This is a genomic window from Streptomyces sp. MBT53, assembly GCF_016654115.1.
In the GTDB taxonomy this organism is placed as follows: Bacteria; Actinomycetota; Actinomycetes; order Streptomycetales; family Streptomycetaceae; genus Streptomyces.
The window spans coordinates 1-26,987 of the sequence record NZ_JAEQAZ010000043.1; the positions used below are offsets into that span (position 1 = coordinate 1).

Consider the following 26,987-nt stretch of genomic DNA (forward strand, 5'->3'; position numbering starts at 1 on the left):
GCCCACCCCCGCCCCACCGCCCCTCTGGTACGAGGTCGTGGTCCTGGCCGTCGCCGCCCTGCTGCTGTGGCTCAGTCACCGCCCGGTCCGCAACATGCTCTCCCGCCACCAGACCATGAACCGTTCCTTCGACCCGCTCCATCTGGTCAACACCTACGGCGCGTTCGGCAACGTCAGCCGCATCCGCCACGAGGTGGTGGTCGAGGGCACCACGGACTCCGTCCCGCGCGAGGACTCCGACTGGCGGGAGTACGAGTTCAGGGGCAAGCCGGGCCGACCGCGCCACTGGCCGCGCCAGTTCGCGCCCTACCATCTGCGCCTTGACTGGATGATGTGGTTCGCGGCCCTCTCCCCCGGCTACGCCGAGCCGTGGTTCGGCGCCCTGGTGGAACGGCTCCTGGCGAACGACCGGGACACGCTACGGCTGCTGCGCCGCTCGCCGTTCCCGCCGGAGGCGCCCCCGCGTTACGTCCGGGCCCGCCTCTTCCGCTACCGCTACACGAGTTGGCGGGAGTTGAGGGAGACGGGCGCCTGCTGGGAGCGGACGTTCGTGCGGGAGTACTTCCCGCCGACCAGGCTGTCGAAGGTGGTTCAGAGGCCGTAGACGCGGGTCGCCGTGCCTTCGAAGACCTCGGCGCGTTCCGCCGCGCTGAGACCGTCGGTCAACTCGCCTGTCGCAGCGGCGACTTCACCGTAGGTCGCCGCCAGGGTGCACACCGGCCAGTCAGTGCCGAACATCAGCCGGTCAGGCCCGAAGGCATCGAGCGCCACGTCCGTGTAGGGGCGCAGATCCTGTGTGCTCCAGGTCTTCCAGTCGGCCTCCGTGACCAGGCCGGACAGTTTGCAGTGGGTGTTGGGGAGCGCGGCGAGGGAGCGCAGGGCCGTCTCCCACGGTTCCAGTCGGCCCGAGGCGACGGGCGGCTTGCCCAAATGGTCGAGGACGAAGGTGAGTTGGGGCAGGGACGCGGCTGCCTGCACGCTGGCCGGGAACTGGTGGGGCAGCACGAGCAGGTCGTAGACGAGCCCCGCGTCGGCCACGGCGGCGAGGCCGCGGCGTACCTCGGGGCGCAGCAGCCAGTTCGGGTCGGGTTCGCCCTGGACCTGGTGGCGGATGCCCTTCAGGTAGTGGCCGCCGGGGAGTTCGCGCAGCCGGGCGAGTTCGTCGGCGATGTCGGGGCGGGTGAGGTCGGTCCAGCCGACGACTCCGGCGACGAGGTCGTGCGCCTCGGCGAGGGCGAGGAACTCCGGGGTCTCCTCGGCGACGGTGATCGTCTGGACGAGGACGGTCCGGTCGACGCCGGCCGCGCGCGCCTCGGGTTCGAGGTCGGCGACGGTGAAGTCGCGGCGGATCGGCTGGAGTTCGGGGCCGGTGATCCAGTCCTGGTCGCGGACGGAGAGGTCCCAGACGTGGTGGTGGGCGTCGACGGTCATGGCAGCTCCCCTACGACGGGCAGGGCGGCGTCGGCGCACTCCAGGACGTGGAAGCGGTCGGCGCGCACCTTGGTGTGGAGGGCCGCTCTCATGACAACTCCCCTGTCGGTACCGGGGCGTCGGCAGGCAGCAGCCCGGTGTACCGCAGTTCCTCCCAGAACGCGGCGGGCACCGGGGTGGCGAACTGCTGGGCACAGTCCCGTACTTCGGCCTCCGAGCGGGCGCCGACCAGGACGCTCGCCACCGCCGGGTGCGCGGCGCAGAACGCCAGGGCGGCGGCGCGCAGGGTGGTGTCGTGCCGCTCGGCCGCTTCCTTCATACGGAGCGCCCGGTCCAGCAACTCGGCCGGTGCCTGGGCGTAGTTGTAGGTCGCGTCCGGCTTCGGGTCCGCCAGGAGGCCGGAGTTGAAGGCGCCGCCGATGACGACGGACTTGCCGCGGGCGACGGCGGACGGGAGGAGTTCGGTGAGGGCGCTCTGGTCGAGCAGGGTGTAGCGCCCCGCGCACAGCACCACGTCGACGTCCGTGTCCTGGATGAAGCGGGTGAGCATCCTGGCCTGGTTCATGCCCGCGCCGATGGCGCCGACGACGCCCTCGGCGCGGAGCTTCTCCAGGGCGGGATAGCCCTCGCGGAAGGCCTGTTCGGCATGGTCGTCGGGGTCGTGGAGGTAGACGACGTCGACGTGGTCGAGGCCGAGCCGTTCCAGGCTGGCGTCCAGGGTGCGCCGGATCCCGTCGGCGGTGAAGTCCCAGACGCGACGGCTGGTGGCGGGCACGGCGAAACCGTCGGCGAGGTCGTCGCCTGTCACCGTCTCCACGGGTTCGAGACGGCGGCCGACCTTGGTGGAGATCGTGTACTCCGCGCGCGGACGGTCCCGCAGCGCGGCGCCGAGGCGGCGTTCGGAGAGGCCGATGCCGTAGTGGGGTGCCGTGTCGAAGTAGCGAATGCCCTGCTGCCAGGCGGCGTTGACGGCCTGTTGTGCCTGTCTGTCGTCGACTTCGGTGAACAGGTTGCCCAGCGGGGCGGCACCGAGGCCGAGGCCGCCCACCTCGACCCCGCTGCTGCCGAGGGTGCTCACTGGCCCACCGGCCTCAGGCGCAGACCCTGCATGCCGCCGTCCACGGCGAGCGAGGTGCCGGTGGTGGCCCCGGACAGCGGGCTCGCCAAGTAGGCGATGGCGCCCGCGACTTCGGCCGCCGAGACGAGCCGGCCGGAGGGCTGGCGGGCGGCCAGGGCGGCGCGTTCGGCGGCCGGGTCGGTGGCCGAGTCGAGGAGGCGGCCGACCCAAGGGGTGTCCGCCGTACCGGGGTTGACGCAGTTGACGCGGATGCCCTCGCGGAGGTGGTCGGCGGCCATGGCGAGGGTGAGGGACTGCACGGCGCCCTTGGTGGCGCTGTAGAGGGCGCGTTGGGGCAGTCCGGCGGTGGCGGCGATGGAGCAGGTGTTGACGATCGCCGCGTGGGAGGACTCGCGCAGGTGCGGGAGCGCGGCGCGGGTGACGCGGACCATGCCGACGACGTTGACGTCCAGGACGCGGTGCCACTCGTCGTCGTCGTTGTCCTCGACGGTGCCCTGGGCGCCGATGCCCGCGTTGTTCACGACGATGTCGAGTCCGCCGAGGTCGGCGACGGCGGAGGCGACGGCCTGCCGTACGGAGGCGTCGACGGTGACGTCGGCGCGGTACCCGAGCAGCGGCTTCTCGACGCTGCTGGGGTCCAGGTCGAGGACGGCGACCGACGCGCCCCGCTCGGCGAGGAGTTCGGCGGTGGCCCGGCCGATGCCGGAGGCGCCGCCGGTGACCAGGGCCTTGAGGCCCTCGAAGTCGGTCATGCCGCGTGTCCCTTCTGGGTGTCGATGTCGGCGGCCCAGAAGGTGCCGCCGGGGAAGGTGTAGCGCGCGATGGACTCGGGCCGCATGGTGGCCGAGAACCCGGGCGTGGTGGGTGCCATGTAGTGACCTTCGCGGATCACCACCGGATCGAGGAAGTGGTCGTGCAGATGATCCACGTACTCGATGACGCGGTCGTCGGTGGTGCCGGACACGGCGAGGTAGTCGAACATCGAGAGATGCTGGACGAGTTCGCACAGGCCGACACCGCCCGCGTGCGGGCAGACGGGTACCCCGAACTTGGCGGCGAGCAGCAGGATCGCGAGGTTCTCGTTGACTCCGCCGACGCGGGCGGCGTCTATCTGGAGGATGTCGAGGGCGCCGGCCTGGAGCAACTGCTTGAACACGACGCGGTTCTGGACGTGTTCGCCGGTGGCGACCTTCACCGGGGCCACGGCGGCGCGGATGGCGGCGTGGCCGAGGATGTCGTCGGGGCTGGTGGGTTCCTCGATCCAGTACGGGTCGAACTCGGCGAGGGCCTTGGTCCAGCGGATCGCCTCGTCCACGTTCCAGCGCTGGTTGGCGTCGATCGCCATCCGGATGTCGGGGCCGACGGCCGAACGGGCCACGCGGCAGCGCCGGATGTCGTCGTCGAGGTCGGCGCCGACCTTCAGCTTGATCTGCCGGAAGCCGTCCCGGACGGCCTGCACGGCGAGCCGGGTGAGCTTCTCGTCGTCGTAGCCGAGCCAGCCCGCGGAGGTGGTGTAGGCGGGAAAACCCTGCTCCACCAGGCTGGTTCGGCGGTCTTCGGCGCCCGCCCGGCCGCGCCGCAGGATGTCCAGGGCCTCGTCCGGGGTGAGGGCGTCGGTGATGTACCTGAAGTCGATCTGGCTGACGAGCCATTCGGGGTCGGCGTCGGCGAGGAGCTGCCACAGGGGCTTGCCCGCGCGCTTGGTGGTGAGGTCCCATGCCGCGTTGACCACGGCGCCGATCGCCATGTGCATCACGCCCTTCTCGGGCCCCAGCCAGCGGAGTTGGCTGTCGCCGATCAGGTCGCGGTTCAACGTCCCCGGGTCCGCGCACAGTTCGTCGACCGACCGGCCGATCACATGGTCCCGCAGCGCGTGGATCGCGGCGACCTGGACTTCGTTGCCCCGCCCGATGGTGAAGCTGAATCCGTGCCCCTCGTGCCCGTCGGCCGCGTCGGTGCGCAGGACGACGTAGGCCGCCGAGTAGTCGGGGTCCGGGTTCATCGCGTCGGAACCGTCGAGTTCGCGCGAGGTGGGAAAACGGATGTCGTAGGTGTCGACCGCGGTGACGCGAGCGGACGGGCCGGGGATCGGTGACACGGAAGGCCTTTCGGTCGGGTACAGGGATCCGGTGCCGTGCGGGTGCCGGAAGCCGGTGGGGTCAGTCCTGGGCGCGGCCGGTCGTCACGCGGGCGATCATGAGGGCGACCAGGATGATTCCGCCGTAGATGGCCTGGATCCAGAAGGAGGGGACCTGGGCGAGGGTGAGCAGGTTCTGCACGACTCCCAGGAGGAGTACGCCGGTCAGAGCGCCGAACATGGTGCCCTTGCCGCCGTCGAGGCTGATGCCGCCGATGACCGCCGCCGCCATCACGGTGAAGATCATGTTGTTGCCCTGGTTGGCGCTGATCGCGCCGACGTAGCCGGTCTGCATGATCCCGCCCACGGAGGCGAGGACACCGGCGACGATCGACACCCCGAGAAGCATCCGGTCGACGCGGATGCCGGCCGCGCGGGCCGCCTCCTGGTTGCCGCCGATCGCGTACAGGGCGCGCCCGACGCGGTGGTACTTGAGCACGAACCCGGCGACCGCGAAGCAGACCGCGGCCAGCCACACCGACATCGGGACGCTGAGGAAGGTGCTGGTGGCCAGGGTGAAGAAGGAGTCGGGCATCCCGAACAGCGTCTTGCCCTTGGTGGCGCCGACCAGCAGTCCGCGCAGCACGATCAGCATCGCGAGGGTGACGATGAAGGCGTTGAGCTTGAACTTCACCACCAGGATGCCGTTGAAGGCGCCGATGATCCCGCCCACGACGAGGATCGCGACGAGGGCGATCGGCGCCGACCACTCCGTGCCCCAGCCCGACTCGGCGGCCGGCAGGACCAGCAGGGCGCCGATCGCGGGCGCAATGCCGACCACCGACTCCAGCGAGAGGTCGATCTTGCCGGTGATCAGGATCAGCGACTCGGCGAGGACTACCATCGCGAGCGCGGCGGAGGCGCCCAGGATGGAGATCAGGTTCCGTTCGGTGAGGAACGAGTCGTTGACGATCGCGCCGAGCACCAGGAGTACCAACAGGGCCGGTACGAGGGCGAGTTCACGGGCCCGGCGGAGCAGGACCGTGCGGGCCGAGGCCGCCCCGGTGGCGCGTGGGGCGGCGAGCGGCGGGGCCGCCTTGGTGTCAGCCATGGTCCACTCCTTCGATGGAGGCGATCAGCTCGTGGTCGCGCCAGCCCGCCGGGTGCTCGGCGACGACACGGCCATGGAAGAGGACGAGGACGCGGTCGCAGCGCCGCAGGTCGTCGAGTTCGTCGGAGACGACCAGCACGGCGGTGCCGTCGTCGCGGGCGCTGTCCATACGGGCGAGCAGTGACTCCTTGGACTTCACGTCGACGCCCGCGGTGGGGTTGATCAGGACCAGCAGCCTGGGGTCGGAGGCGAGGGCGCGAGCCATGACGACCTTCTGCGCGTTGCCCCCGGACAGGTCGGAGACGGGCTGGTCGGGACCCTCGGCATGGATGTCGAGCCGGTCGATCAGCTCGGTGGCGAAGCCGCGCTTGCGCTCGGTGCCGACGAACCCGAAGCGGCCGAGCCGGTCCAGGACGGTCATGGTGGCGTTGTCGCCGATGGACATCCCGAAGACCAGACCTTGGCCATGGCGGTCACGCGGGACACATCCGACACCGGCCTTGAGCGCGGCCTGCACATCCCCGAACGGCAGCTCCTCGCCGTCGAGTTGAGCAGTGCCGGCCGTCGGCGTGTACAGCCCGGTGAAGGACTCGGCCAGCTCGATCTTGCCGCTGCCGCTCGACCCGGCGAGTCCGACGACCTCGCCGCGACGCACGGTGAGGTCGACGTTCTCGTACGACTCGGAAGTGAGCCCGCGTGCGTCGAGGAGGACGGGTGCCGCGTCGTCCAACTCCCGCAGTTGTACGTCCAGTTCGGCGATGGACTCCCCCGCCATGGCCTCGACCAGGGCGCGGCGCGGGAGGTCGGCGACCGGGACCGTCGTGATCCAGCGGGCGTCGCGCAGCACGGTGACGGTCTGGCACACCTCGTACACCTCCTGGAGGTGGTGCGAGATGAACAGGAAGGTGACGCCGGACTCCTGGAGCGCCCGCATGCGGGTGAAGAGCCGTTCGATCTCCCGGTTGTCGAGCTGGGCGGTCGGTTCGTCGAGGACGATGAACCGGGCGCCGAAGCTCAACGCCCGGGCGATCTCCACCATTTGGCGGTCCTCGACCTTGAGGTCGGCGGTGCGTGCCTCGGGGTCGACGCGCACGTCCCAGGTGTCGAGGAGTTCGGCGGCCTCGGTGCGGAGCCTGCGCCAGCTGATGACTCCGCCCCGGGAGGTCGGCTGACGGTTGATGAAGAGGTTCTCGGCGACCGTCAACTCGGGGACCACGGTGGGCCGTTGATAGACGCAGGCGACCTTGGCGCGCCAGGCGTCCCGGTCGGCGAGCGCCGGCGCGGGCTCGCCGTCGAAGCGGACCGTGCCCTCGTCGGGGGCCTGGAGTCCGGTGAGGACGGTGACGAGGGTGGACTTGCCGGCGCCGTTGCGGCCGACGAGGGCGTGGGACTCGCCCGGCAATACGGTCAGTCGACCGTCGGCGAGGGCGACGGTGGGGCCGTACCGCTTGACGATTCCCGTCGCCTCCACCAGCGGAGTGGTCAGTGGGTTGCTCATTTGACCGTGTTGCCCCAGAGCTTGGGATCGTCGACGTTGTCCTTGGTGACCAGGGGCGCGGGCAGCTGGTCCTCCAGGATGCCGCTGGGCAGCTTGACGATCGTGGAGTCGTGGTCGGTGGGGCCGGGCTTGAAGGTCTTCCCCTGCATCGCGGCCTTGATGTAGTACATGCCGTACTTGGCGTAGGCGTCGGCCGGTTGGGAGACGGTGGCGTCGATCTCGCCCTTGCGGATCGCGTCGAACTCCTGCGGGATGCCGTCGTTCGAGACGATCGTGATGTGCCCCGCCTGGCCCGCCGTCTTCAGCATGCCCTTGGACTTGAGGGTCTGGAGGGTGGGCGCGAGATAGACGCCGCCCGCCTGCATGTAGATGCCCTTGATGTCGGGGTTGGCGTTGAGGAGCGTGTCGAGCTTGGAGGCCGCCGTGTCGGACTCCCACTTGGCGGGGATCTCCAGGACCTTCAGCTTCGGGTACTTCTTCTTGACGCAGTCCCTGAACGCCTCGGACCGGTCACGGCCGTTGACGGACGCCAGGTCGCCCATGATCTGCACGACCTTGCCGCTGGTGATGTGGGCCCCGAGGTATTCGCAGGCCTTCTCGCCGTACGCGACGTTGTCGGCGCGGACGACCATCGCGACCTTGCCCTTGTCGGGAGCCACGTCGACGGCGACGACCGGTACGCCCTTGCGGTCGGCCTGGTCGAGGCCGGCCTCGATGGCGGCGCTGTCGAGCGGGGCGACGACCAGACCCTTGACGCCCTGGTTCAGCTCGTTGTTGATGTCGGTGATCTGCTGCGAGGGGTCGCTGTTGGAGTTGACCGTCTTCAGCGCGTCGACACCCTCGGACTTCGCCATGTTCGGCACGTAGTCGTTGTACGACTGCCAGAACGGCGAGGTCAGCAGGGGCAGGATCACCCCCACCTTGCCGGTGCCGCTGCTGCCGCCGGCGCTGCTCGCGCCGGTGTCCTTGGTGCTGCCGCACGCGGTGAGCACGAGCGCGGTACCCGTGACCGCGGCCACCGCACCGACCATGCGCAACCTGCTGCGTATCCCCACTGTCCTGCCGAGCATTTGGTGGCTCCTCGTTGAGCGTGTCCGAGCAGATGACCGCATATTTATCAGACCACTTCCCCGAAACAACACCCCGCAGAGGCAGTTTTCCGGGATTTTCGCCGTAGTGGTCGGACCACCTGAGCGGTTAGACTGCGGCGCACCCGGTGAGTGGAGGATTGCGTGGACGAGACGGCTCCGCCGAAGGGCACCGTGACGCAGCGCGCCATCGACTCGATCAAGGCGTTGATCGGCGAGGGCCGTCTGGAGCCGGGCCAGCGGCTGCCCACGGAGCGCGATCTCGCGGCCCAGCTGGGCATCTCCCGCAGCTCGATGCGCGAGGCGATCCGCGCGCTCACGGTGCTGGGCGTCCTTGAGGCCCGGCACGGTTCGGGCATCTACGTCACCCAGCTGGAGGCCGGCGACCTGCTGGAGACCTTCGGTGTCGTCGCCGATCTCTCCCGCGGCCCGCGTCTGGTGGAACTGCTGGAGGTCCGCCGCATCCTGGAGTCGACGGCGACGGCCCTGGCCGCCGCCCGCATCACCCCGGACCAGCTGGCCGAGGTGGAGAAACACCTCACGGCGATGAACGCCACCGACGACCCCGAGGAGATCCTCGCCCACGACCTCGCCTTCCACCGCGAGATCGCCGCCGCCGCGGGCAACGACACCATGGCCGCGATCCTGGAGGGCCTGTCGTCCCGGACGTTCCGCGCCCGCGTCTGGCGCGGCTACCAGGAAGAGGGCGCCTTCACCCGCACCCGCCGCGAACATGCCGCCATCCACCGGGCGTTGGTGGCCCGCGACCCGGAGGCGGCACGGGCGGCGGCGGCCTCGCACGTGGGCGAGGTCGAGGAGTGGCTGCGGTCGCAACTCGGCGCGTAGGGGCGGGAGTTCGGGTGGCCTCCTGTGCTGTCCTGGCGCTCGGACGCCCTCGGCGGGCGACGGCGTTGCCCTGCCTCACGCGTCCGCTGGGGGCAACCGCGTTGTCCTCCCCTCAGGCGCCCGCAGTGGGCAGCGGCGGTTCGCCCCGCTGGCCCTGGACCTCCGCCCAGCCCCGTAGTTCGCTGGTGCCCACCTCTTCGATCGCCCGCTGCAGGGTGGCCCGCACGTCCGCGTCGCGGTCGGTCTGCGGGAGCAGCAGGTAGCGGTCGATCGCCCGCCGCAGGCCCTCCCGTGCCTGTGCGGCCAGGACCCAGCGCGAGCCCGGGCTGAAGAGCTGGCGCATACCGGTGAAGAAGACGGCGCCGCCCGCGATCAGGGCGGTGAGCCAGGCGGGCGCGTGCAGGCCCGCCGCCACGACCGTCGCGGACGTGGCGGCGAGCGCGCCGAGTTCCGTCGTGTAGTGCAACCACCTCGCCCGGTCGCAGGCCCGCGTGTAGAACCCCAACTCCTGCCGGGCGAGCGCCAGCAGCGGATCCGGCTGCGAGGCCCAGGCCTGTCCGGCGGCCGTTCTTCGTCTCATCGCCCCATCATCGGGCGATCACGGCCGCCGGGGAAAGCCGCACCGGCTCAGGAGCGTCCGAACCGCAGCGTCACCAGCTCGAACGGCCGCAGCCGCAGGGCCAGTTGGTCACCCTCGCGGGTCACCTCTCCGGCATCGGCCAATGGACGTTCCAGCAGGTCGGTGACCTCGACGGAGTCGAAGGGGAAGCCCACCGTCAGCGTGGCCCTGGCCCGTCCCCCGTGGGCCTCGTGGAAGCGGACGACGACGTCCCCGCTCCCGTCGTCCGCCAGTTTCACCGCGGTGACCACGACCGCGTCCCGGTCGACGGCCACCAGCGGGGCGACCTCCTGCCCGCCCGTGACCCGCCGTTCCGGCAGATTGATCCGCCAGCCCTCGCGCACCGCGTCGCCGATGGCCGCACCGGGCACCAGCGCGTGCCGGAAACGGTGGACGCCCTGGTCGGTCTCGGGGTCCGGGAAACGCGGGGCGCGGAGAAGGGAGACGCGGACCGTGGTGGTCGTACCGGCGTCGCCGTCGGTGCGGACCGTACGGGTCACATCGTGGCCGTACGTCGAGTCGTTGACGACGGCGACGCCCCAGCCGGGTTCCTCCAGGTGGACGAAGCGGTGGTTGCAGGCCTCGAACTTGGCAGCCTCCCATGAGGTGTTGGTGTGAGTGGGGCGGTGGAAGTGCCCGAACTGGGTCTCGGACGCGTACCGTTCGGCGTGCACGTCGAGCGGGAAGGCGAGCTTGAGGAACTTCTCGGTCTCGTGCCAGTCGACCTCGGTGTCGATGAGCAGCCGCCGCTCCCCCGGTGCGAGGGACAGCAGTTGGGTGACCCGGGACGCGCCGAAGGACCGTACGATCCGCACCGTGTTCCCGTCGGCGACGACCTCCTCCGCCTCGGTGAGGTCCATGACCGTGTTGCGGTAGAACTCGTCGACGTCCCAGGCGTCCCACATGTTCGGGAAGTCCGGGTGGAGTTGGAGCAGGTTGGCGGCCCGGCCGGGTGCGATCGTCTCGCGGTCGGCCTGGATGTCGTAGGCGGAGACCACGAGGCCCCGGGCGTCGATCTCGACGCGGAGCAGACCGTTCTCCAGGACGTGTCCGCCGCCGACACGGGACGCGAGTGCCGTCTCGCCCAGGACCACCGGCGGCTGGGCGCCACCCGCGAGGACGCCTTCGCGGGTATGGGGCGCCGAGTTGAACACCAGCTCCCGCGTCCCCTCCCCCGCCAGCGCGCGCTGGCCCGCGTCGATGATGCCGTTCAGCTCGGCGGCCAGGCCCTCGTACGTCTTCCGGGCCTCACGGTGCACCCAGGCGATGGAGGAGCCGGGGAGGATGTCGTGGAACTGGTGCAGCAGCACCGTCTTCCAGATCCGGTCCAAGTCCTCGTACGGATAGGGGAATCCGGCCCGGACCGCTGCCGTGGCCGCCCACAACTCTGCCTCGCGCAGGAGGTGTTCGCTGCGGCGGTTGCCCTGCTTGGTCTTGGCCTGGCTGGTGAGGGTGGCGCGGTGGAGTTCGAGGTACAACTCGCCGACCCAGACCGGAGGTTCGGGGTTCTCGGCCTCGGCCTTCTCGAAGAACTCCTTCGGGGTCTCCCACGCCACCGTCGCGGAGCCTTCGAGGTCGCGCAGGCGGGCCGCCTTGGCCACCATCTCGCGCGTGGTGCCGCCGCCTCCGTCGCCCCAGCCGGTGGGTGCCAGGGAGTGCCGGGCGACGCCCTTGTCCTTGAAGTTGCGTGCCGCGTGGGCGATTTCACGGCCCTGCATGGAGCAATTGTAGGTGTCGACGGGCGGGAAGTGGGTGAAGATCCGGGTGCCGTCGATGCCCTCCCAACGGAAGGTGTGGTGCGGGAACTTGTTCGTCTGCGACCACGAGATCTTCTGCGTCAGCAGCCACTTGGAGCCCGCCGCCTTGATGATCTGCGGGAGTCCGGCGGCGAAGCCGAAGGTGTCGGGCAGCCAGGCCTCCTCGTTCTCGATGCCGAACTCGTCGAGGAAGAACCGCTTCCCGTGCACGAACTGACGGGCCATCGCCTCCGAGCCCGGCATGTTGGTGTCCGACTCCACCCACATGCCGCCGGCCGGCACGAACCGCCCGTCCGCCACCGCCTTCTTGACCCGCGCCCACACCTCGGGCCGGTGCTCCTTCACCCAGGCCCACTGCTGGGCCTGGGACATGGCGAAGATGAAGTCGGGTTCGTCCTCAAGGAGTGCCGTCATGTTGGACGTTGTCCGGGCCACCTTGCGGACCGTCTCGCGCAGCGGCCACAGCCACGCGGAGTCGATGTGCGCGTGCCCGATGGCGCTGATGCGGTGCGCGGACGGCACGGCGGGCGTCGACAGGACGGCCGTCAGCTGCGAACGGGCCTGCTCCGCCGTGCCGTTGACGTCCTGGAGGTCCACCGCGTCCAGCGCCTTGTCCACCGCCCGCAGCAGGTCCCAGCGGCGCGCCGAGTCCACCGGCAGCTCGGCCATCAGCTCACCGACCACCTCCAGGTCGAGGACGAGGTGCCAGACGTTCTCGTCGAGGACGGCGAGGTCCATGCGGGTGAGCGTGTACTGCGGCTCGCTGCCCGCCGTCTCCTTGTCGCCCAACTGCGTCGGCACGAACGGGTGGTAGTCCATCACCACCGGGTTGGACGCGGCCTCGACGTACAGCCGCACCTCCTCGCCGCCGGCGACGGGCGCGCCGATCCGGACCCACTGGTTGCGCGGGTTGAGTCCCTTCACGGGGGTGCCGTCGGGCCGGTAGACGAGGCCCTCGCACTGGAAGCCGGGCATGTTCTCGTCGAAGCCGAGGTCGAGCAGCGCCTCGACTGTCTTCCCGGCCCACTCCTGGGGGACGGTCCCGGTGACACGGAACCAGCTGGTCCCCCAGGGAGCACCCCACCGGGCGCCCACCTCGATCGGTTCGGGTGTGCCCGCGAGCCCCTCGGCCACGGGCACCGGCTCGTCGGGCGCGTGCCAGACGGCCACGTCCAGCGGCACTGACTCGGGGTACACGGCGGGACGGATGCGCTCTTCGAGAACACGCTTGAGGCGGGCTTCGACCAGGCTGCGGTCGTCATGCATGTGGGGTGCTCCGTGGCTCGGTTGCGGGTGGGACTACGGGTGTTACCAGGCGTACGCGACGGTCACGGGGGCCGACGCTGTGTAGAGCTCCCCTGTCGCGCGCAGTTCGAACCACGCCTGCTGCTCGCCCTGTTCGGCCGTCAGCCCGCCGACGTAGAAGGCGCCCTGGCAGGTGCCGCCGAGGAACCGCCGGGTGCCGTCCGGCAGCAGTCGGTGCAGCGTGTAGTGGCGTACGGCGCCGGGCGCGGCGTCCCAGGCGAAGCGCAGGTTGCCGCCGGTGGCCGCGGTGATGAGGAAGCCGGCGGGAGCAGCAGGCGTCGATGCCGCGTCGGCATCGCGCACGGCGAGTCCGCCGAGCCGCCAACTGACCGGCCCCTGCGCCGCGGTGAGCCGCACACCGATGGCGTGCAGCGTGCCGGAGAGACCGGTGAGCGGCACGGTCACCGTCTGCCAGCCGCTGCCCGAGGCCGCCACCGGCAGATACGTGTACGGCGGTGTCGCTCCCGCCGTGCTCGGTTCGGCGGTGGCCACGGCCAGTTCGACGTTCGCGCTGCCGCTGTCGGTGCGGAAGGTCAGATCGACCACGGTGTCACCGGTGATCGGCAGCTGAGTCGCGTACAGGTCCAGCGTCGTCGGCGCGTCCAGTGCACCGGCGACCAGCACGCTGCTGCCACCGCGCCAGGCGGCCGCGAAGTCGAAGGTGACGGTGGGCCGTTGACCTGTCGTGCGCACCGCCCAGCGGCGGGACGGCAGCCGGTCCTGGAGTCCGAGGTGGTTCCACTGCGCGTCCGAGGTGACCGCGCCGTCCTCGTACCAGCGCAGCCCGTGCCCGGTGTTGAACACGCTCGCGAACGGCAGCGAGCCGCCCACTGTGGACCGGTCCACGACCGACACCGCCGGGGCCCGCCAGGGGTCGGTGCTGTCCGGCTTCGACGGGTCGAGTGAGCGCCCGGTCCAGAAGCGGTCGTCGGCCGCGTGGAAGTCTCCGGGGGTGCGGATCGCGGGGAGGTGGTTGCGGGTCCACTCGGGCCGGTAGAAGCCGATGGACGTGATGTGCGCCTTGGTCGTCGGCACCATCGCGTCCCAACTCACGGATGTGTTCGACCCGTTGGACTCAACGTCGACGCCCGCCCACAACTCGTAGCGGCTGCGGCCCAGTCCGTCGGCCTTCGTCCCGGAGGCGGCCAGGGTGCTCGTGCTCCACCGGAAGTCGATGAACATGTCGTTCGCGGCCTGGAAGAACGCCTGGTTCGAGGTGTTCAGCGCGCCCTGCCAGCTGACCGTCCCGTTCACGGTCATCGCGTCGTACCAGGTGACGCGCTGCCCCTGCGCGGCGGCGAGGGACTTCAACTCGCTGACAAAACCCTGCATGTCGGTGCCGAGCGCGGTGTTTCCGCCGCTGGTCTCGGCGTTGACGAACCAGCCGTCGAAGCCGTACGCGGCGGCCACCGCGACGAGTTGGGCGGCGAGCGGGTAGTGCCCGGCGGAGTCCTTCTGCACCAGGTCGCGGGTCCACTGGAGTTGACCGCCGTAGGCGACGGGCGGCAGGAAGATGTTGCCGAGGACGGGCACGCCGTGCCGGTGGGCGGCGTCCACGATCGGCGCGTTGGGGGCGAGGATGATGCCCTCCCCCGACGAGCCGCCCCAGAAGACGAGTTCGTCGAGGTAGGACCAGTGGGTGAGCGCGTAGTAGTCGGCGGTGGCCGCGCCCTGGGAGGGGTTGCTCGACGTCGGCCCGAAGGAGACCAGGGACTGGATGCGGGCCTGACCGGAGCGGGCGGTGCTGTTGGCCGGGGTCGGGGTGAAGCGCGCGGCCAGCGGGACGGCGGCGGCGTTGAAGGCCAGGTCCGTGTCCGAGGCGGCCGTCCAGGTCTTCAGGCTGCGCCAGGTGATGCCGGTGCCCGGGCTGCCGGAGGGCAGGGAGTCCGGGTACCAGTAGTTGGCGTACGGCGGGGTCGCGGTGACCGCGGCCTGCCCCGCCGCGTAGGCGGGCAGGGGCAGTTGGGGCAGCAGGGCCGCCGCGCCGGCGGCGAGCAGGACGGTGCGTCTGGTGGGGTTCACGAGCTGGTGTCTCCTTGTGGGGTGGGGAGTACCTGATCGGGAGTGACGACTTCGGTGATGCCGCGCGCGGCGAGGTGTTCCTTGTCGTCCGCGCGCACGTCGAGGACGGTCGCCGGTCGGGCGCCGTCGGCGACGAGTCGGAAGTAGGCGTCGAAGACCGGCCCGCCCGGAGCGCAGACCGAGCGGACCGACGGGTCGGCGGGCACCACGAGCGCCGTGCTGCGGGGGGCGGGCGCGTACGTGGGCTCGCGGGCCGCCTCGGCCAACACCAGCGCGATGTCCTTGGGTTGCCGGTCGTTGGTCAACAGGCCCAGCCCGTATTCGAGTTCGGGGAAGTCGGCGAGGTCGCGGGACACGTCGTGCGAGCACCACCAGGTGATGCCCCAGAGGTCGGGACAATCAAGGGAGTTGGCGATGGTCGCGGAGGCGAAGTCGGCCGCGTGCTCGGCGGGGACGAGCGGCTGGGGCGCGCCGACCTCCTGGAGCCAGACGGGCCGGTGCGGTTCGTCGGCCCATGCCTTGCTCAACTCGACGAGATACGCGGCGTGATGCTCACTCGGCACGGAGGTGCGGCCGTGGCGCTGGGCGGTGCCGTTGAAGACCCAGGAGTGCACGGCCGTCATCGCGCCCCGGCGGGCGGCCTGGGCCGGGGTGAACGGCATGTCGTCCTGGTACCAGGTCGCGTCGTACTCGGCGTGCAGATGCGGTTTGCCGGGCGCCCCCTCCGCGCAGGCGGCGAGCATCCGCTCCAGCCAGGCGTCGATCTGGTCCTCGGTCGCCCGGTCGGGGTCGGGATGCGGGCCCGCCGAGAACTGGTTGACCTCGTTGCCGAGGGTCATGCCGATGAAGTTGGGCCGGTCGGCGAGGGCGGCGGCGAGGGTGCGCAGGTAGGCGGCCTGGCCGTCGAGGACGTCCGGGTCGGTGAAGAGGTTGCGCCGGTGCCAGGTCCGGGTCCAGGCGGGCAGATAGTCGAAGCTGCTCAAGTGCCCTTGCAGACCGTCCACGTTGACGTCGAGCCCGCGCTCACCGGCCGCGTCGACGAGCCGCACGAGCTGGTCCACGGCCTTCGGGCGGATCAGGGTGCGGTTGGGCTGGAAGTACGGCCACAGCGGGAACACGCGAATGTGGTCGAGGCCCAGTTCGGCGATCGAGTCGAGGTCGGCGCGTACGGAGTCGAGGTCGAAGTCGAGCCAGTGGTGGAACCACCCTTGACTGGGGGTGTAGTTGACGCCGAAGCGCACGGCAGAAGACATCGGGATCCTGGTTCTGTAGTGCGTGTCCGAAAGTGCGTGTCCGAATACAAGGAGACGTCAGCCCTTCACCGCGCCTTCGCCCACGCCCCGGAAGAAGTACCGCTGGAGGCAGGCGAAGAGGGCTATCAGCGGGGCCACGGCGATCACCGTGCCGGCGGCGACGAGGCGTTCGTCGTTGGCGAAGGTGCCATGCAGGTAGTTGAGGCCGATGGTGAGCGTGAACTTGGACGGGTCGCTGAGCACGATGAGCGGCCACAGGAAGTCGTCCCAGGCGCCCATGAAAGCGAAGATCGCGACGACCGCGACCGTGCCCTTCACGGACGGCAGCGCGATCCGCAGGAACCGTTGCCAGACGTTGGCGCCGTCGACGTAGGCAGCCTCCTCGATCTCGTAGGGCAGGTTGAGGAAGGCGTTGCGCATCAGCAGCACGTTCATCGCGCCGATGCAGCCCGGGAGGACCACCCCGATCAGGGTGTTGTTCAGGCCCAACTCCCGCATGGTGGTGAACTGCGCGATGATGATGCCCTCCACCGGCACCAGCATCGCGAGGATGAAGACGAGGGTGGCCACGCGGCGCCCCCGGTAGCGCAGCCGGGCCAGCGCGTAGCCCGCGAGGGCCGAACCGACGCAGTTGGTCACGACGTTGGCGGAGGCGACCTTCAGCGAGTTGAAGGCGTAGTCCCACACGGGGATGGTGTCGGCGACCCTCTTGTAGTTGTGCAGGGTGGGGTGTTGAGGCAGGAAGGTCGGCGGCGAGCTGTAGATGTCCTCGGTCGGGCCCTTGAGCGAGGTGGAGAGTTGCCAGAGGAAGGGGCCGACCGTGATGGCGAGGACGGCGAGCAACAGCGTGTAGCGCAGGGCGAGTTCCCAGACGCGGATGCGGCGGCCGTGCTCGTCGGTGACACGGGGTTCGCGAACTACCGCCTTTTGTACGGGTCTTGTGCGCTCGATGACGCTCAAGCGTCCTCCTTCCGGTCGGCCCGCAGCACGAGCAGCATCAGCGCGACGGTGACGACGAAGACGACGACCGAGAGCGCGGAGGCGTAGCCGACCCGCCCGGTGAGGCCGGTGCCGGTGCGCTGGACGAGCATCACGAGGGTGGTGTCCTCGCCGGCCGGACCGCCGCTGGGGCCCGCCATCAGATAGACCTCGGAGAACACCTTGAAGGCGGCGACCGAGGACAGCGCCCCGACGAGCACCATGGTGGAGCGGACGGCGGGCACGGTGACCGTGAAGAAGCGGCGTACCGCGCCCGCGCCGTCGACCGAGGCGGCCTCGTGGAGTTCGCGCGGCACGTTGGCGAGCGCGGCCAGGTAAATGATCATGTAGTAGCCGAGGCCCTTCCAGACCGTGACGGCCATGGCGCTCAGCAGCAACAGCCACTGGTCGCTGAGGAAACCGATCCGGCCGACGCCGATCGACTCCAACAGCGAGTTGACCAGGCCGCGTTCGTCCAGCAGCCACACCCAGATGAGTCCGACCACGACGATCGACGCGACGACCGGGGTGTAGAAGGCGGACCGGAAGAAGGTGATGCCGGGGATGTTCTTCTGCACCAACAGGGCGAGCAGCAGCGGGAGTACGACGAGTGCGGGGACCACCCCGAGGATGTACAGGGTGCTGTTGCGCAGGCCGGTCCAGAACATGTCGTCGTGCCACAGCTCGCGGAAGTTGGCGAAGCCCACGAAGTGGCCGGGGATCAGGGTGCGCCGGTCGGTGAAGGCGTTGGCCAGCGTGGAGCCGAACGGGTAGAGGATGAAGGCGCCGGTGATCAGCAGCCCGGGGGCGGCGAACAGCCAGGGGCTGGTGGGCAGTTGGCGCCGCACCCGGGAGACGGTGGAGAGGGCCATCGTGGACTACCCCTGCTGCTGGAGGAGCGTGTTGCACTGCTTGACAGCGTTGTCAAGAGCCGTCTTGGGGCTCTCCTTCCCCTGCAGGGCCTTGGCCACCTCGTTGCGCAGCGCGGTCTTCATCTGCTCACTGAACAGCACGGGCGTGTAATTCACCGCGTTTTTCAGGGACTTGGCCGCCGCGATCCGTACCCGGGTCTCGTCGGTGCCGTCCTCCTTGGTGAAGTACGGGTCGTCGAGGGAGCCCGCGGTGCTCGGGAAGATGGCGACCTTCTTCGCGAACGACATCTGCTGCCGGGCGTCGGTGACGTAGTGCGCGAAGGCCACGGCGGCGGGGGTGTGCTTGGTCTTGGAGTTGACCATCACGCCCATGACGTACATGTTGACGTGGCCGGTGCTGGTGATCTGGTCGGTGATGCCGATGTTCTTGTACAGGGTGGGCGCCTGCTTCTTGAAGTTGTCGAGGTCCAGCGCGCTGCCCGGGTTCATGGCGACGGCACCGGTGAGGAACTTCTTGCCGGACGACTCGGGGGTGGCGGTGAGCGCCTGCGGGTCGAGTGCCTTCGCGTCGTACAACTCCTTGTACTTGGTGAGGAGTTCGATGCCCTTCGCGTCGTTGAAGGCGAAGGCGGTGCCGGCCTTGTTCATGAGCTCGACGCCGTAGCGGCCGAAGTCCTCGACGGTGGGGACGTTGGCGAGGGTGGCGACCTTGCCGTTCGTCTTCTTCGCCAACTGGAGTGCCTGGGCGAAGAGTTCGTCGTACGTCTTCGGCGGCTGGTCGGCGTCGAGTCCGGCCTGCTTGAAGAGGGACTTGTTGTAGAAGAGCGGTCCGGTGTTGAGGTACCAGGGGAAGGCGTAGGTGCCGGTCATGCCCGGTATCTGGTGGCTGGCCCAAGCACCGGGCAGGTACTCGCTCTTGTACTTCGCGGCCGCCTTGTCGAGGTCCATCGCGAGGCCCGCCTTGGCGAGCGGGGCGACCAGGTCCGGGGAGACGTTGACGACGTCGGGCAGGGTGCCGCCGGCGGCGTCGGCGCTGATCTTGTCGGCGTAGCCCTCGGCGGGCTGGTCGATCCACTTCACATGGGTGCCGGGGTACTGCTTCTCGAAGCCGGATATCACGCCCTCGAAGTAGGACTTGAAGTTGGCGCGGAGGTTCCAGGTCTGGAAGGTGATGTCGCCCTCGACCTTGCCCGAGGCGTCGGTCGATCCGCCGCCGTCTCCTCCGGAACCGCAGGCGCTCAGCGGCATGAGGACTACGGCGGCGGCAGCGGCGGCGAAGGCTCTGCGGGAGATACGCACGGCGGATCGCTCCTTTGCAGTGGGGGTTGGCCAATCGTGCCGGGGCAGACCTTGCACGCTGTTCGCGGGGCCCGTCAATGGATTCCGCTCAGCTAAATTCATTAGTTGGCCAGATCCGGCCAACATCCCAGTTCAGCGAGGTGTGTTCGCATTCTTGCGGTGGATCACTAATGCGCTTTAGGGTGTGCTGGCTCAAGCGCATTAGTGCGCGGCACGGATGGAATGGAGAGCGGGCTTGTCAGGCAAGCGGTCACCCGCGCGTCGGCCGACGATGAAGGACATCGCGCAGCGCGCCGGTGTGTCCGAGAGCGCGGTCTCCTTCGCGCTCAACGGCCGGCCCGGCGTCTCCGAGATCACCCGCGACCGGGTGCGCCGGGTCGCTGAACAGCTCGGCTGGCGGCCCAGCACGGCAGCGCGGGCGCTGTCCGGGGAGGGCGCGGCGACGGTCGGTTTCGTGCTGGCCCGGCCCGCGGACACCCTCGGCGTCGACTCCTTCTTCCTCCAACTCGTCTCGGGCATCCAGGAGATACTGGCCGAGCGTCATCTCGGGCTGCTCTTCCAGATGGCCGAGGACGTCGACGACGAGTGCGCGGTGTACCGGCGCTGGTGGGCCGAACACCGGGTGGACGGCGTCCTGGTGGCCGACCCGCGCACCGCCGACCCGCGGCCCGACCTCCTCGACGAACTGGGCCTGCCCGCCGTCGTCATAGGCGGTGCGCCGGACGAACGGCATCCCGGTCTGTCGACGGTGTGGGCGGACGACGCGGGCGCGATGGCCTCCGTGGTCGACGAGTTGTATGTGCGCGGCCATCGTCGTATCGCGCACATCGCCGGTCTGCCGGGTCTCGCGCACACCGAGCGCCGGATCCGCGCCCTGCGCGCCGAGGCCGCGCGGCGCGGGCTGACCGAGGTGCACTCGGTGACGACCGACTACTCGGACGCGGCGGGCGCCGCCGTCACCCGCCGGGTCCTCGAAGTCGCCCCTCCCCCAACGGCGTTGATCTACGACAACGACGTGATGGCCGTCGCCGGGGTGGCCGCCGCGACCGAACTCGGCTTCTCCGTACCGGCGGACGTGTCGGTGGTCGCCTGGGAGGACTCCGCGCTGTGCCGGATGGTCCGGCCGTGGCTGTCGGCGCTGTCCCGGGACAGTGTGGAGTTCGGCCGTACGGCGGCCCAGGAGTTGACCGCGCTGCTGGACGGCGGACCGGCGCGCACGGTACGGGTGCCGGTGCCGCGGCTGATCGAGCGGGACAGCACAGGTCCGGCCCGGGTGTGAAAGTGCTGTGTCTCCCGGTTCGAGCCCGAATCGCCGGACACCGCCGGGTACTTCGTGTGAGGCTTTGCCCATGACTTCCGAAGACCCGCTGGCCGACCGGCTCCAGCTCGACCGGCCGCACTCCGCCCGTGTGTGGAACTTCCTCCTCGGCGGCAAGGACAACTACGCCGCCGACCGCGAGGCCGGCGAAATGATCGTCAAGATGTTCCCGGACATCGCCCTGCTGGCTCGCCTCCAACGAGGCTTCCTGGTGCGGGCCGTGCACTATCTCGCCGCGGAGGCGGGCATCCGCCAGTTCCTCGACATCGGCACCGGTCTGCCGACCGTGGACAACACGCACGAGGTCGCGCAGCGCATCGCGCCCGAGAGCCGGATCGTGTACGTCGACAACGACCCGCTGGTGCTGGTGCACGCGCAGGCGTTGCTCACCAGCACGCCCGAAGGCGCCTGCGCCTATGTCGAGGCCGATGTCCGCGATCCCGAGACGATTCTCGAAGCCGCGGCCCGGACACTGGACTTCAGCAAGCCGATCGCGCTGACGATGCTGGGCATCCTGGGCCAGATCCCGGACTCGGACGAGCCCGAGGCGGTCGTGGCCCGCTTCCTCGACGCGCTGCCCCCGGGCAGCTATCTCGCGCTGACCGACGGCACCGACACCAACCCGGCGCTCAACCAGGCGATCTCGGTGTACAACGCCAACTCCGCCAGCTCCTACTACCTGCGCAGCCCCGCGCGGGTGACGGCCTTCTTCGACGGTCTCGAAGCCGTCGAACCCGGCATCGTCCCCATCTCGCAGTGGCGCCCGGAGCCGGTCGACGTGGGCCGTGATCAGTCCGAGGTCGTGGACACGATCTGCGGGATCGGCCGCAAGGTCTGAGCGGCAACACAGAAGCGGGGTACCGGCGTTGGTCCGGTACCCCGCTCCTCTGTTTGTCCGTCGAGTCAGATCCGGAACAGTGCCCAGACCGTCTTGCCGCCGCCCGCCCGCAGGTTCCAGCCCCATGAGTCGCTGAGCGCGGAGACCACTTGGAGACCGCGCCCGGACTCCGCGAACTCGTCGGGGTGCCCCTCCACGGGTATCCGATCGCTGTCGTCGGTGACCGCGCACACGGCGTACGGCAGCCGGTCCCACACCGCGAGCCAGAGCGAAGGCTGCTGCACCACCGGGGAGTTGGGCGCCCGGCCGTAGCGCAGTGCGTTGCTCACCAGTTCCGACACGGTGACCGCCACGTCGTCGACGAGTTCGTCCCCGGCCCGGTCGGCCAGCGCGGCGCGGGTGAAGTCCCGTGCCACATGCGCCGATTGAGGCATCGGGGGCACGACCAAGACCGAACAGAGAGCGGGGTTGCCTCCGTCCCCCACGGCGGGGACCAGGGTGATGGTCTGCCCCGGTGCGGGTCGCCCCACCTCGTCGACGGCCCGGCACAGCCACTCCCAAGTGCCCTCGATCCGCAGGGAGTCGACCGGCCGTACGACTTGCTCTGCGGACATCGCGACCCCTGAGACCCCAAGAGAACAACTGCGCGCGTTACACCTGTCCGGAACATGGTCCTCCGACTGACCCTGCGAACGCAAGTGCATCGGCAATTACCGCTGCAATTGCAGATGATCTTGCGAGCGGTGCCCCCGAGGGCTATCGTCCTCCACATCACCAATGGGTGCAATTGAAGCTGCAATTGCATCCGATCTTCCGGGGGAGCGATGAGGCCTCAGATCGAGCACGCGAACGGCATGTCGGCGACCCTGCTGAGCGGCGCGGAGTGGCGCAAGAGCCACCACAGCAACCCCGAGGGCAACTGCGTCGAGTTGGCCGCGCTCTCCGACGGCCACATCGCCGTGCGCAACTCGCGCCATCCCGAAGGTCCGGCGCTCGTCTACACCAGCGCCGAGATCTCCGCGTTCGTCCGCGGTGTGAAGGACGGCGACTTCGACGGCCTACTCCCCGGCCGCTGAAGTCAGGCAGACCCGCGGATGGCCGGAAGGCGCCGGACACAGGCCGGCACCTTCCGGCTCCTTCACTCCCCGCAGTTATCCGGAACCTCGGTGCTACGATCCTGTTTTGAGTCCCGAGAACTTGCGGACAGTATCGGCGCGACCGCCGAGGGGATGAACATGACTGCAGCTCAACCGGAACACGCCCCCCTGGGTACGGACGTGCTGAGCCTTCAGCGCGGTGGTCCGACCGTTCAACGCATCATGCTGGGCACCCGGCTCCGTAGGCTGCGCGAGTCCCTCAACATCACCCGGGACACGGCCGCTTCGGCCATACGCGCCTCGGACGCCAAGCTCTGCCGGATGGAACTGGGCCGCGTCGGCTTCAAAGAGCGGGACGTGGCCGACCTGTTGACGCTGTACGGCCTCCACGAGCCGGACGCCCGCCAGGAGTTCCTGGACTCGGCCCGCCGCGCCAACGAACCCGGCTGGTGGCGCGCCTACGGCGACTCCTTCCCCGCCTGGTTCGAGCAGCACCTGGGGCTGGAGGAGGCCACCTCCCTCATCCGCACCTATGAAGTCCAGTTCATCCCGGGCCTGTTGCAGACCGCCGGGTACGCCGAGGCCGTCATCCGGCTCGGCCGCCCCACCGACAGCCCGGACTCGATCCAGCGCCGCGTCGAACTCCGCATGACCCGCCAGGAGTTGCTGACCAGGCCCGGAGCACCGAGGCTGTGGGTCGTGGTGGACGAGGCGGCGCTGCGCAGGCCGCTCGGCGGGGCCGAGGTGATGCGCGACCAGCTCCGGCACCTCGCCGAGACGGCCGCCCTGCCGAACATCACGCTGCAGGTGCTGCCCTTCGAGGTGGGCGGCCATGCGGCGGCCGGCGGTCCGATCACCGTGTTGCGCTTCCCGGTCCCGGACCTGCCGGACATCGTCTATCTCGAACAGCTCACCAGCGCCCTGTACTTGGACAAGGCGGAGGAGGTCGACCGCTATCTCGCGGTCATGGACCGACTGAGCCTGGTGGCGCTGCCCGGCCCCGAGTCGGTGGTCTTCCTGGAGAAGCTCCTCAAGGACATGTGAGCCCGGTCCTCAGGCCCGCGAGCGGTACAGCCCGAACTCCGCGATCCGTACGGTGTCCCGGGCCGCCGTCACGCGGACCCGCCAGCGCCGGGCGCGTACGGGTGCGGGCAGCAGCAGGATGCGACTGGCCCCGATCGTCCCGGCCCGGGTCACCACCACCCAGTCCCCGTCGACGTACGCCTCGACGACGAAGGCCTCGACCTGCTGGCCGTAGCGCCCGACGTCCTCCGCCAACCGGACGCGGTCGACCGCCTGTTGGAAGCCGAGATCGACGGTGACCCGACCCGGTGAGACGACCGTCCGGGCTCCGCGTGCCAGATCCTCGGGCAGTTCCCGGTCCACGCGCTCACGGAACTCACGCAGCCGCGCCACGTCCGGGTCCGCCAGCAAGCCGTCGGTGTCCGGCGGCACGTTGAGCAGCAGAACCGCGTTGCGGCCCACGGAGCCGAAGTAGATGTCGATCAACTGGTCGACGCTCTTGGGGAGTTGGCCCGGATGGTAGAACCAGCCGTCGTGGATCGACACATCGCACTCGGCCGGCCACCACTGGAGGTAGTCGGTGTTCGGCTGCGCCGCCACCAACGCGCTGCGACTGCCCTCGTCGGGGGTGTCGTAGGACAGCGCCCAGTCCGTGCGGCCGTACTGCTCCTCCTTGACGGGGAGGACGCTCCACTCGTCCTCCCGTGCGGTGCCGCCCTCGTTGCCGACCCAGCGCACGTCAGGGCCGGTCACCGCGATCGCCGCGTCCGGGGCGAGTGATCTGACCAGGGTGTACCAGCTGTCCCAGTCGTAGTCCTCGACCTGGCCCGGCGGAATGCGGCCCTGGGCGCCGTCGAACCAGACCTCGTCGATCGGGCCGTACTCGGTCAGCACTTCGTAGAGGGTGTTGAGCATATGGGCGCCGTAGTCGGTCGCGTCCAGCGTGTAGAAGGCGTCCGGTGCGCGGTCGTCGCCGTCGACGAGTGTGGGGATGGTGCGTGTGGCACGTGCGCTGCCGTTGGCGTAGACGCCGTGGAGGTACTGGTTCTCGTCGGCGGGCGAGAGATAGACGCCGGCCTTGAGGCCGTACCGTCGCATGGAGTCGGCGAAGGAGCGCAGTACGTCACCCTGCCCGGCACGCCAACTGCTGTAGGCCACCGTGTGGTTGGTGTAACGGGAGGGGTACAGGACGAAGCCGTCGTGGTGCTTGACGGTGAGGATGGCGAGCTTGAAACCGCCGTCGCGCAGGGCGCGGGCCCACTGGTCGGTGTCGAGGCCGGTCGGCTGGAACACGTTCGGGTCCTCGTCGCCGGTCCCCCACTCCAGGCCGGTGAAGGTGTTCACGCCGAAGTGCAGGAACGCCGTCCGCTCCAGCTGCTGCCAGGCCACCTGCCGTGCGGTGGGCCGGACTTGGGAGGCCTTGCGGACCAGGTCGGCCTCGGTGTCGTCCGGGCTGACGGGGATGCGGTAGCGGGAGTCGGACGGTGGCGGGGGCGTCGCGAGGGCGGGGGTCGTGGCGGTGCCGGTCGCCGCGAGTGCGGTGGCCGAGAGGACGAAGAGACGTCTGGAGAGGGCCATGGGGTGGGACTCCTCTGGTCAGTGGGCGGTCAAGTGCCAGACTGCGGGCCGGTGTTGGTCCGGCGGGTACTGGACGAGGCGGCCGTCGTCGGTGACGCTCAGCGCCATCTGCGTGATGGCGTTCACGAGGCGGTAGCCGCCCGCCGTGGGCGCCAACTCCCAGCGCTGCATGGTGTTCGCGGTGTCGCAGGGCTGCGGGGTGGCCGAGACCCCTGGCTGAAGCGGGACGTTGAGGGTGAGCTTGCCGCCCTGTATCTCCAGGCAGCCGTCGGCGGTCCGCAACGTCGCGTAGCCGTCCGGTGTGCGCTGCACGGTGGCGTCGAAGGAGGCACCCGCCGTCCGGAAGGTGTACGTCCCGTCCGCGACCGGTACCCGGGTCAGGTCCCGCCATCCGGGCGCGTGACCGACTGCCGTGCCCCGTGCGGTGAATTGGGCGTAGGTGGCGTCGGGGTGCGGGTCGCCCCAGGTCGCCTGGGCGAGATGGCGCAGCGCGGGCTCGGTGTCGGCGGCGACCTCGTTCTCGGTCTCGCCGCGCCCGTTGTCGGGCCAGAGGCTGATCTTCGCCCCGGTGATGCCGGTGCTGGAGGTCAGCTTCTCGCCCTCGAAGCTGCGCGGGTCCCAGCTCTGGTCGTACAGCGACTCGGTGTCGCTGTGGAAGCCGCCGCGCACCAGGTAGAGGGAGTAGGCCGCGTTCATCAACGGGTAGCCCTGGGCGATGAGTTGGCTCGGTTTCGTCTGGACGTTCAGCCAGTGCTCGACCGTCGTGCCCGGCGCCACCGGCACGGTGTTGGCACCGGTGAGGCCGTCGTTCCAGATGCGCAACTGCTTGCCCTTGCTCGCGGCGTAGGCCTGGACGCGGTTGATGAAGTCGATGTAGGCGTCCTGCGGGGTGGCGTTCGCGCCGTACTTCTCCTGGGCGTAGCGCAGCATCTGCGGGTACTTGGAGTAGTCGGAGCCGAGCATGTACTCGTCGGCGCCCATGTGCCAGGACGGCGCGGTGAAGACCTGCGCGTACTCGTCCATCAGGCTCGTGTAGTAGTCGAAGGCCGCCTGCTGGGTGACGTCGAGGCGGGCGGGCTGCTTGTTTCCGTCGCTGTCGGTGAGCTGGAGGTCGGGGCGGTCCGCTATCCACGGGTCCATGTGGCCCGGGGAGTTGATCTCCGGGATGATCTCGACGTGGTACTTGTCGCCGAGGGCGACGAGGCCGCGCAGCTCGTCCTTGGTGTAGTAGCCCCAGGTGTCGGCCTCGGGGTGCGCGTCGCTCTTCACCTTGATTTCCAGGAGCAGTTGGTTGAGCTTGTGGTACGCCATCTCGCGCACCAGGTTCTCCAGCCAGGGCAGGGAGATGTGGATGTAGCAGGCACAGACGCCGACCCCGCGCTCCTTGTAGCGCGGTACGTCGACCGTGTGCCCCGCCGGTATGTGGTCCCCCTGGGCGAGGAGTTGGAGGAGGGTGCGGGTGCCGTAGAAGGCCCCGGTCTCGGTGGCTCCGGTGACCGACAGCCGTTTGCCCGCCTGAAGTTCATAGCCCTCCGTGCCCAACGAGCCGTGCGTCGGCCGGACTTCGATCACGATGTCGCCGGGCCGGGCGGCTCCGCCCCGTACGACGGGCACGGTTCCGTGGCCCGCCGCCTTCAGGTCGCCGGCGAGGGTGTCGGCGACCCTGCGCTCACTCGCGCTGCCTGCCACCAGCCGGGTCCCGGCCCCGAAGTCGTAACTCCCGGGTTCGGATGTCCAGTTGGACAGCGCGGGCACGGTCACCGGAGGTGCCGCCCGCTCCTGCTGGGCCGCGACCGCCGGTGCTGCGGGCACCGCCAGCAGCGCGATCACCGCCGCGAAGCCGACCAGCCGGAAACGTCTCTTCCCTCGCTCAGCCATGACACTCCACCGGTCGCGATT

At 69.8% G+C, this 26,987-nt stretch carries 23 protein-coding genes; 6 read left to right on the forward strand and 17 right to left on the reverse strand.

Features of this window, described 5'->3' with window-relative positions:
- On the forward strand, positions 1-604 hold a 604-nt coding region (locus tag JHN45_RS17735; protein ID WP_201049693.1), incomplete at its 5' end, for a lipase maturation factor family protein.
- Here JHN45_RS17735 and JHN45_RS17740 read toward each other — a convergent pair.
- The 7 genes from JHN45_RS17740 to JHN45_RS17770 all read right to left on the reverse strand — a co-directional run bounded on the left by JHN45_RS17740 (position 592) and on the right by JHN45_RS17770 (position 8,265).
- Positions 592-1,431: an amidohydrolase gene (locus JHN45_RS17740; RefSeq protein WP_200709801.1), complete on the reverse strand. Its 840-nt coding sequence runs from the start codon at positions 1,429-1,431 to the stop codon at positions 592-594. The genes JHN45_RS17735 and JHN45_RS17740 overlap by 13 nt on opposite strands.
- A gap of 88 nt (positions 1,432-1,519) precedes the next feature.
- On the reverse strand, positions 1,520-2,509 hold the full coding sequence (locus tag JHN45_RS17745) for an aldo/keto reductase (RefSeq protein WP_200709802.1): 990 nt from the start codon (positions 2,507-2,509) through the stop codon (positions 1,520-1,522).
- Positions 2,506-3,261 (reverse strand): SDR family NAD(P)-dependent oxidoreductase, encoded by a 756-nt coding sequence (locus JHN45_RS17750; protein ID WP_200709803.1) that lies wholly within the window; start codon positions 3,259-3,261, stop codon positions 2,506-2,508. The genes JHN45_RS17745 and JHN45_RS17750 overlap by 4 nt, the downstream gene beginning before the upstream one ends.
- A complete protein-coding gene (locus JHN45_RS17755) occupies positions 3,258-4,607 on the reverse strand; it encodes an L-fuconate dehydratase (protein ID WP_200709804.1) in 1,350 nt (449 codons plus the stop codon). The genes JHN45_RS17750 and JHN45_RS17755 overlap by 4 nt, the downstream gene beginning before the upstream one ends.
- Before the next feature lie 61 nt (positions 4,608-4,668).
- The gene (locus tag JHN45_RS17760; RefSeq protein ID WP_200709805.1) at positions 4,669-5,697 is read right to left on the reverse strand and encodes an ABC transporter permease; all 1,029 of its coding nucleotides are present in this window, start codon (positions 5,695-5,697) and stop codon (positions 4,669-4,671) included.
- Positions 5,690-7,195: a sugar ABC transporter ATP-binding protein gene (locus tag JHN45_RS17765; protein ID WP_200709806.1), complete on the reverse strand. Its 1,506-nt coding sequence runs from the start codon at positions 7,193-7,195 to the stop codon at positions 5,690-5,692. Before JHN45_RS17765 ends, JHN45_RS17760 begins: the two co-directional genes overlap by 8 nt.
- Positions 7,192-8,265 (reverse strand): sugar ABC transporter substrate-binding protein, encoded by a 1,074-nt coding sequence (locus tag JHN45_RS17770; RefSeq protein WP_200709807.1) that lies wholly within the window; start codon positions 8,263-8,265, stop codon positions 7,192-7,194. Before JHN45_RS17770 ends, JHN45_RS17765 begins: the two co-directional genes overlap by 4 nt.
- A gap of 162 nt (positions 8,266-8,427) precedes the next feature.
- Between JHN45_RS17770 and JHN45_RS17775 the strand changes: the two genes are divergently transcribed.
- The gene (locus tag JHN45_RS17775) at positions 8,428-9,129 is read left to right on the forward strand and encodes a FadR/GntR family transcriptional regulator (RefSeq protein ID WP_019068307.1); all 702 of its coding nucleotides are present in this window, start codon (positions 8,428-8,430) and stop codon (positions 9,127-9,129) included.
- 112 nt (positions 9,130-9,241) lie between these two features.
- On the opposite strand, the gene JHN45_RS17780 is transcribed toward JHN45_RS17775, so the two are convergent.
- From JHN45_RS17780 to JHN45_RS17810, 7 genes are read right to left on the reverse strand one after another with little or no spacing between them, the layout of a single operon-like run.
- Positions 9,242-9,709, reverse strand: coding sequence for a DUF4231 domain-containing protein (locus JHN45_RS17780; RefSeq protein ID WP_200709808.1), 468 nt, complete (start codon positions 9,707-9,709; stop codon positions 9,242-9,244).
- A 47-nt stretch (positions 9,710-9,756) separates the two neighbouring features.
- Positions 9,757-12,771 (reverse strand): glycoside hydrolase family 38 C-terminal domain-containing protein, encoded by a 3,015-nt coding sequence (locus JHN45_RS17785; protein ID WP_200709809.1) that lies wholly within the window; start codon positions 12,769-12,771, stop codon positions 9,757-9,759.
- A gap of 42 nt (positions 12,772-12,813) precedes the next feature.
- Complete coding sequence (locus tag JHN45_RS17790) at positions 12,814-14,832, reverse strand: endo-beta-N-acetylglucosaminidase (RefSeq protein WP_200709810.1); 2,019 nt, start codon at positions 14,830-14,832, stop codon at positions 12,814-12,816.
- Positions 14,829-16,085 (reverse strand): cellulase family glycosylhydrolase, encoded by a 1,257-nt coding sequence (locus tag JHN45_RS17795; protein WP_201049694.1) that lies wholly within the window; start codon positions 16,083-16,085, stop codon positions 14,829-14,831. Before JHN45_RS17795 ends, JHN45_RS17790 begins: the two co-directional genes overlap by 4 nt.
- A 57-nt stretch (positions 16,086-16,142) precedes the next feature.
- A complete protein-coding gene (locus JHN45_RS17800) occupies positions 16,143-17,045 on the reverse strand; it encodes a carbohydrate ABC transporter permease (protein ID WP_201049695.1) in 903 nt (300 codons plus the stop codon).
- On the reverse strand, positions 17,042-17,935 hold the full coding sequence (locus tag JHN45_RS17805; protein WP_201049696.1) for a carbohydrate ABC transporter permease: 894 nt from the start codon (positions 17,933-17,935) through the stop codon (positions 17,042-17,044). The genes JHN45_RS17800 and JHN45_RS17805 overlap by 4 nt, the downstream gene beginning before the upstream one ends.
- A gap of 6 nt (positions 17,936-17,941) precedes the next feature.
- Positions 17,942-19,234 (reverse strand): ABC transporter substrate-binding protein, encoded by a 1,293-nt coding sequence (locus tag JHN45_RS17810; RefSeq protein ID WP_201049697.1) that lies wholly within the window; start codon positions 19,232-19,234, stop codon positions 17,942-17,944.
- A gap of 271 nt (positions 19,235-19,505) precedes the next feature.
- On the opposite strand from JHN45_RS17810, the gene JHN45_RS17815 reads away from it, so the two are divergent.
- Positions 19,506-20,513 (forward strand): LacI family DNA-binding transcriptional regulator, encoded by a 1,008-nt coding sequence (locus JHN45_RS17815; protein ID WP_201049714.1) that lies wholly within the window; start codon positions 19,506-19,508, stop codon positions 20,511-20,513.
- Between the two features lie 70 nt (positions 20,514-20,583).
- Positions 20,584-21,390 carry an SAM-dependent methyltransferase gene (locus tag JHN45_RS17820; RefSeq protein ID WP_201049698.1) on the forward strand — a complete coding sequence of 269 codons (807 nt, stop codon included), beginning with the start codon at positions 20,584-20,586 and terminating at the stop codon, positions 21,388-21,390.
- 65 nt (positions 21,391-21,455) lie between these two features.
- Here the strand turns inward: JHN45_RS17820 and JHN45_RS17825 are convergent, their stop codons facing one another.
- Positions 21,456-22,004, reverse strand: a complete 549-nt coding sequence (locus JHN45_RS17825) for an ATP-binding protein (RefSeq protein WP_201049699.1) — start codon at positions 22,002-22,004, stop codon at positions 21,456-21,458.
- 210 nt (positions 22,005-22,214) lie between these two features.
- Here JHN45_RS17825 and JHN45_RS17830 point away from each other — a divergent pair, with 210 nt between their 5' ends.
- Positions 22,215-22,466: a DUF397 domain-containing protein gene (locus JHN45_RS17830; protein ID WP_200709817.1), complete on the forward strand. Its 252-nt coding sequence runs from the start codon at positions 22,215-22,217 to the stop codon at positions 22,464-22,466.
- Between the two features lie 159 nt (positions 22,467-22,625).
- A complete protein-coding gene (locus JHN45_RS17835; protein WP_201049700.1) occupies positions 22,626-23,531 on the forward strand; it encodes a helix-turn-helix transcriptional regulator in 906 nt (301 codons plus the stop codon).
- Between the two features lie 9 nt (positions 23,532-23,540).
- Here JHN45_RS17835 and JHN45_RS17840 read toward each other — a convergent pair whose 3' ends face one another.
- Positions 23,541-25,088 (reverse strand): alpha-L-fucosidase, encoded by a 1,548-nt coding sequence (locus tag JHN45_RS17840; RefSeq protein WP_201049701.1) that lies wholly within the window; start codon positions 25,086-25,088, stop codon positions 23,541-23,543.
- Positions 25,089-25,106: 18 nt separating this feature from the next.
- A complete protein-coding gene (locus JHN45_RS17845) occupies positions 25,107-26,966 on the reverse strand; it encodes a family 20 glycosylhydrolase (RefSeq protein WP_201049702.1) in 1,860 nt (619 codons plus the stop codon).
- Between the last annotated feature and the right edge of the window lie 21 nt (positions 26,967-26,987).

Excerpts from the sequence above, each read along its gene's own strand:
- JHN45_RS17835 (WP_201049700.1), top strand. The coding sequence starts at position 22,626 with ATGACTGCAGCTCAACCGGAACACGCCCCCCTGGGTACGGACGTGCTG.
- JHN45_RS17830 (WP_200709817.1), top strand. The coding sequence starts at position 22,215 with ATGAGGCCTCAGATCGAGCACGCGAACGGCATGTCGGCGACCCTGCTG.
- JHN45_RS17760 (WP_200709805.1), bottom strand. The coding sequence starts at position 5,697 with ATGGCTGACACCAAGGCGGCCCCGCCGCTCGCCGCCCCACGCGCCACC.
- JHN45_RS17815 (WP_201049714.1), top strand. The coding sequence starts at position 19,506 with ATGAAGGACATCGCGCAGCGCGCCGGTGTGTCCGAGAGCGCGGTCTCC.
- JHN45_RS17765 (WP_200709806.1), bottom strand. The coding sequence starts at position 7,195 with ATGAGCAACCCACTGACCACTCCGCTGGTGGAGGCGACGGGAATCGTC.
- JHN45_RS17795 (WP_201049694.1), bottom strand. The coding sequence starts at position 16,085 with ATGTCTTCTGCCGTGCGCTTCGGCGTCAACTACACCCCCAGTCAAGGG.
- JHN45_RS17845 (WP_201049702.1), bottom strand. The coding sequence starts at position 26,966 with ATGGCTGAGCGAGGGAAGAGACGTTTCCGGCTGGTCGGCTTCGCGGCG.
- JHN45_RS17825 (WP_201049699.1), bottom strand. The coding sequence starts at position 22,004 with ATGTCCGCAGAGCAAGTCGTACGGCCGGTCGACTCCCTGCGGATCGAG.
- JHN45_RS17785 (WP_200709809.1), bottom strand. The coding sequence starts at position 12,771 with ATGCATGACGACCGCAGCCTGGTCGAAGCCCGCCTCAAGCGTGTTCTC.
- JHN45_RS17840 (WP_201049701.1), bottom strand. The coding sequence starts at position 25,088 with ATGGCCCTCTCCAGACGTCTCTTCGTCCTCTCGGCCACCGCACTCGCG.
- JHN45_RS17780 (WP_200709808.1), bottom strand. The coding sequence starts at position 9,709 with ATGAGACGAAGAACGGCCGCCGGACAGGCCTGGGCCTCGCAGCCGGAT.
- JHN45_RS17750 (WP_200709803.1), bottom strand. The coding sequence starts at position 3,261 with ATGACCGACTTCGAGGGCCTCAAGGCCCTGGTCACCGGCGGCGCCTCC.
- JHN45_RS17770 (WP_200709807.1), bottom strand. The coding sequence starts at position 8,265 with ATGCTCGGCAGGACAGTGGGGATACGCAGCAGGTTGCGCATGGTCGGT.
- JHN45_RS17820 (WP_201049698.1), top strand. The coding sequence starts at position 20,584 with ATGACTTCCGAAGACCCGCTGGCCGACCGGCTCCAGCTCGACCGGCCG.
- JHN45_RS17805 (WP_201049696.1), bottom strand. The coding sequence starts at position 17,935 with ATGGCCCTCTCCACCGTCTCCCGGGTGCGGCGCCAACTGCCCACCAGC.
- JHN45_RS17740 (WP_200709801.1), bottom strand. The coding sequence starts at position 1,431 with ATGACCGTCGACGCCCACCACCACGTCTGGGACCTCTCCGTCCGCGAC.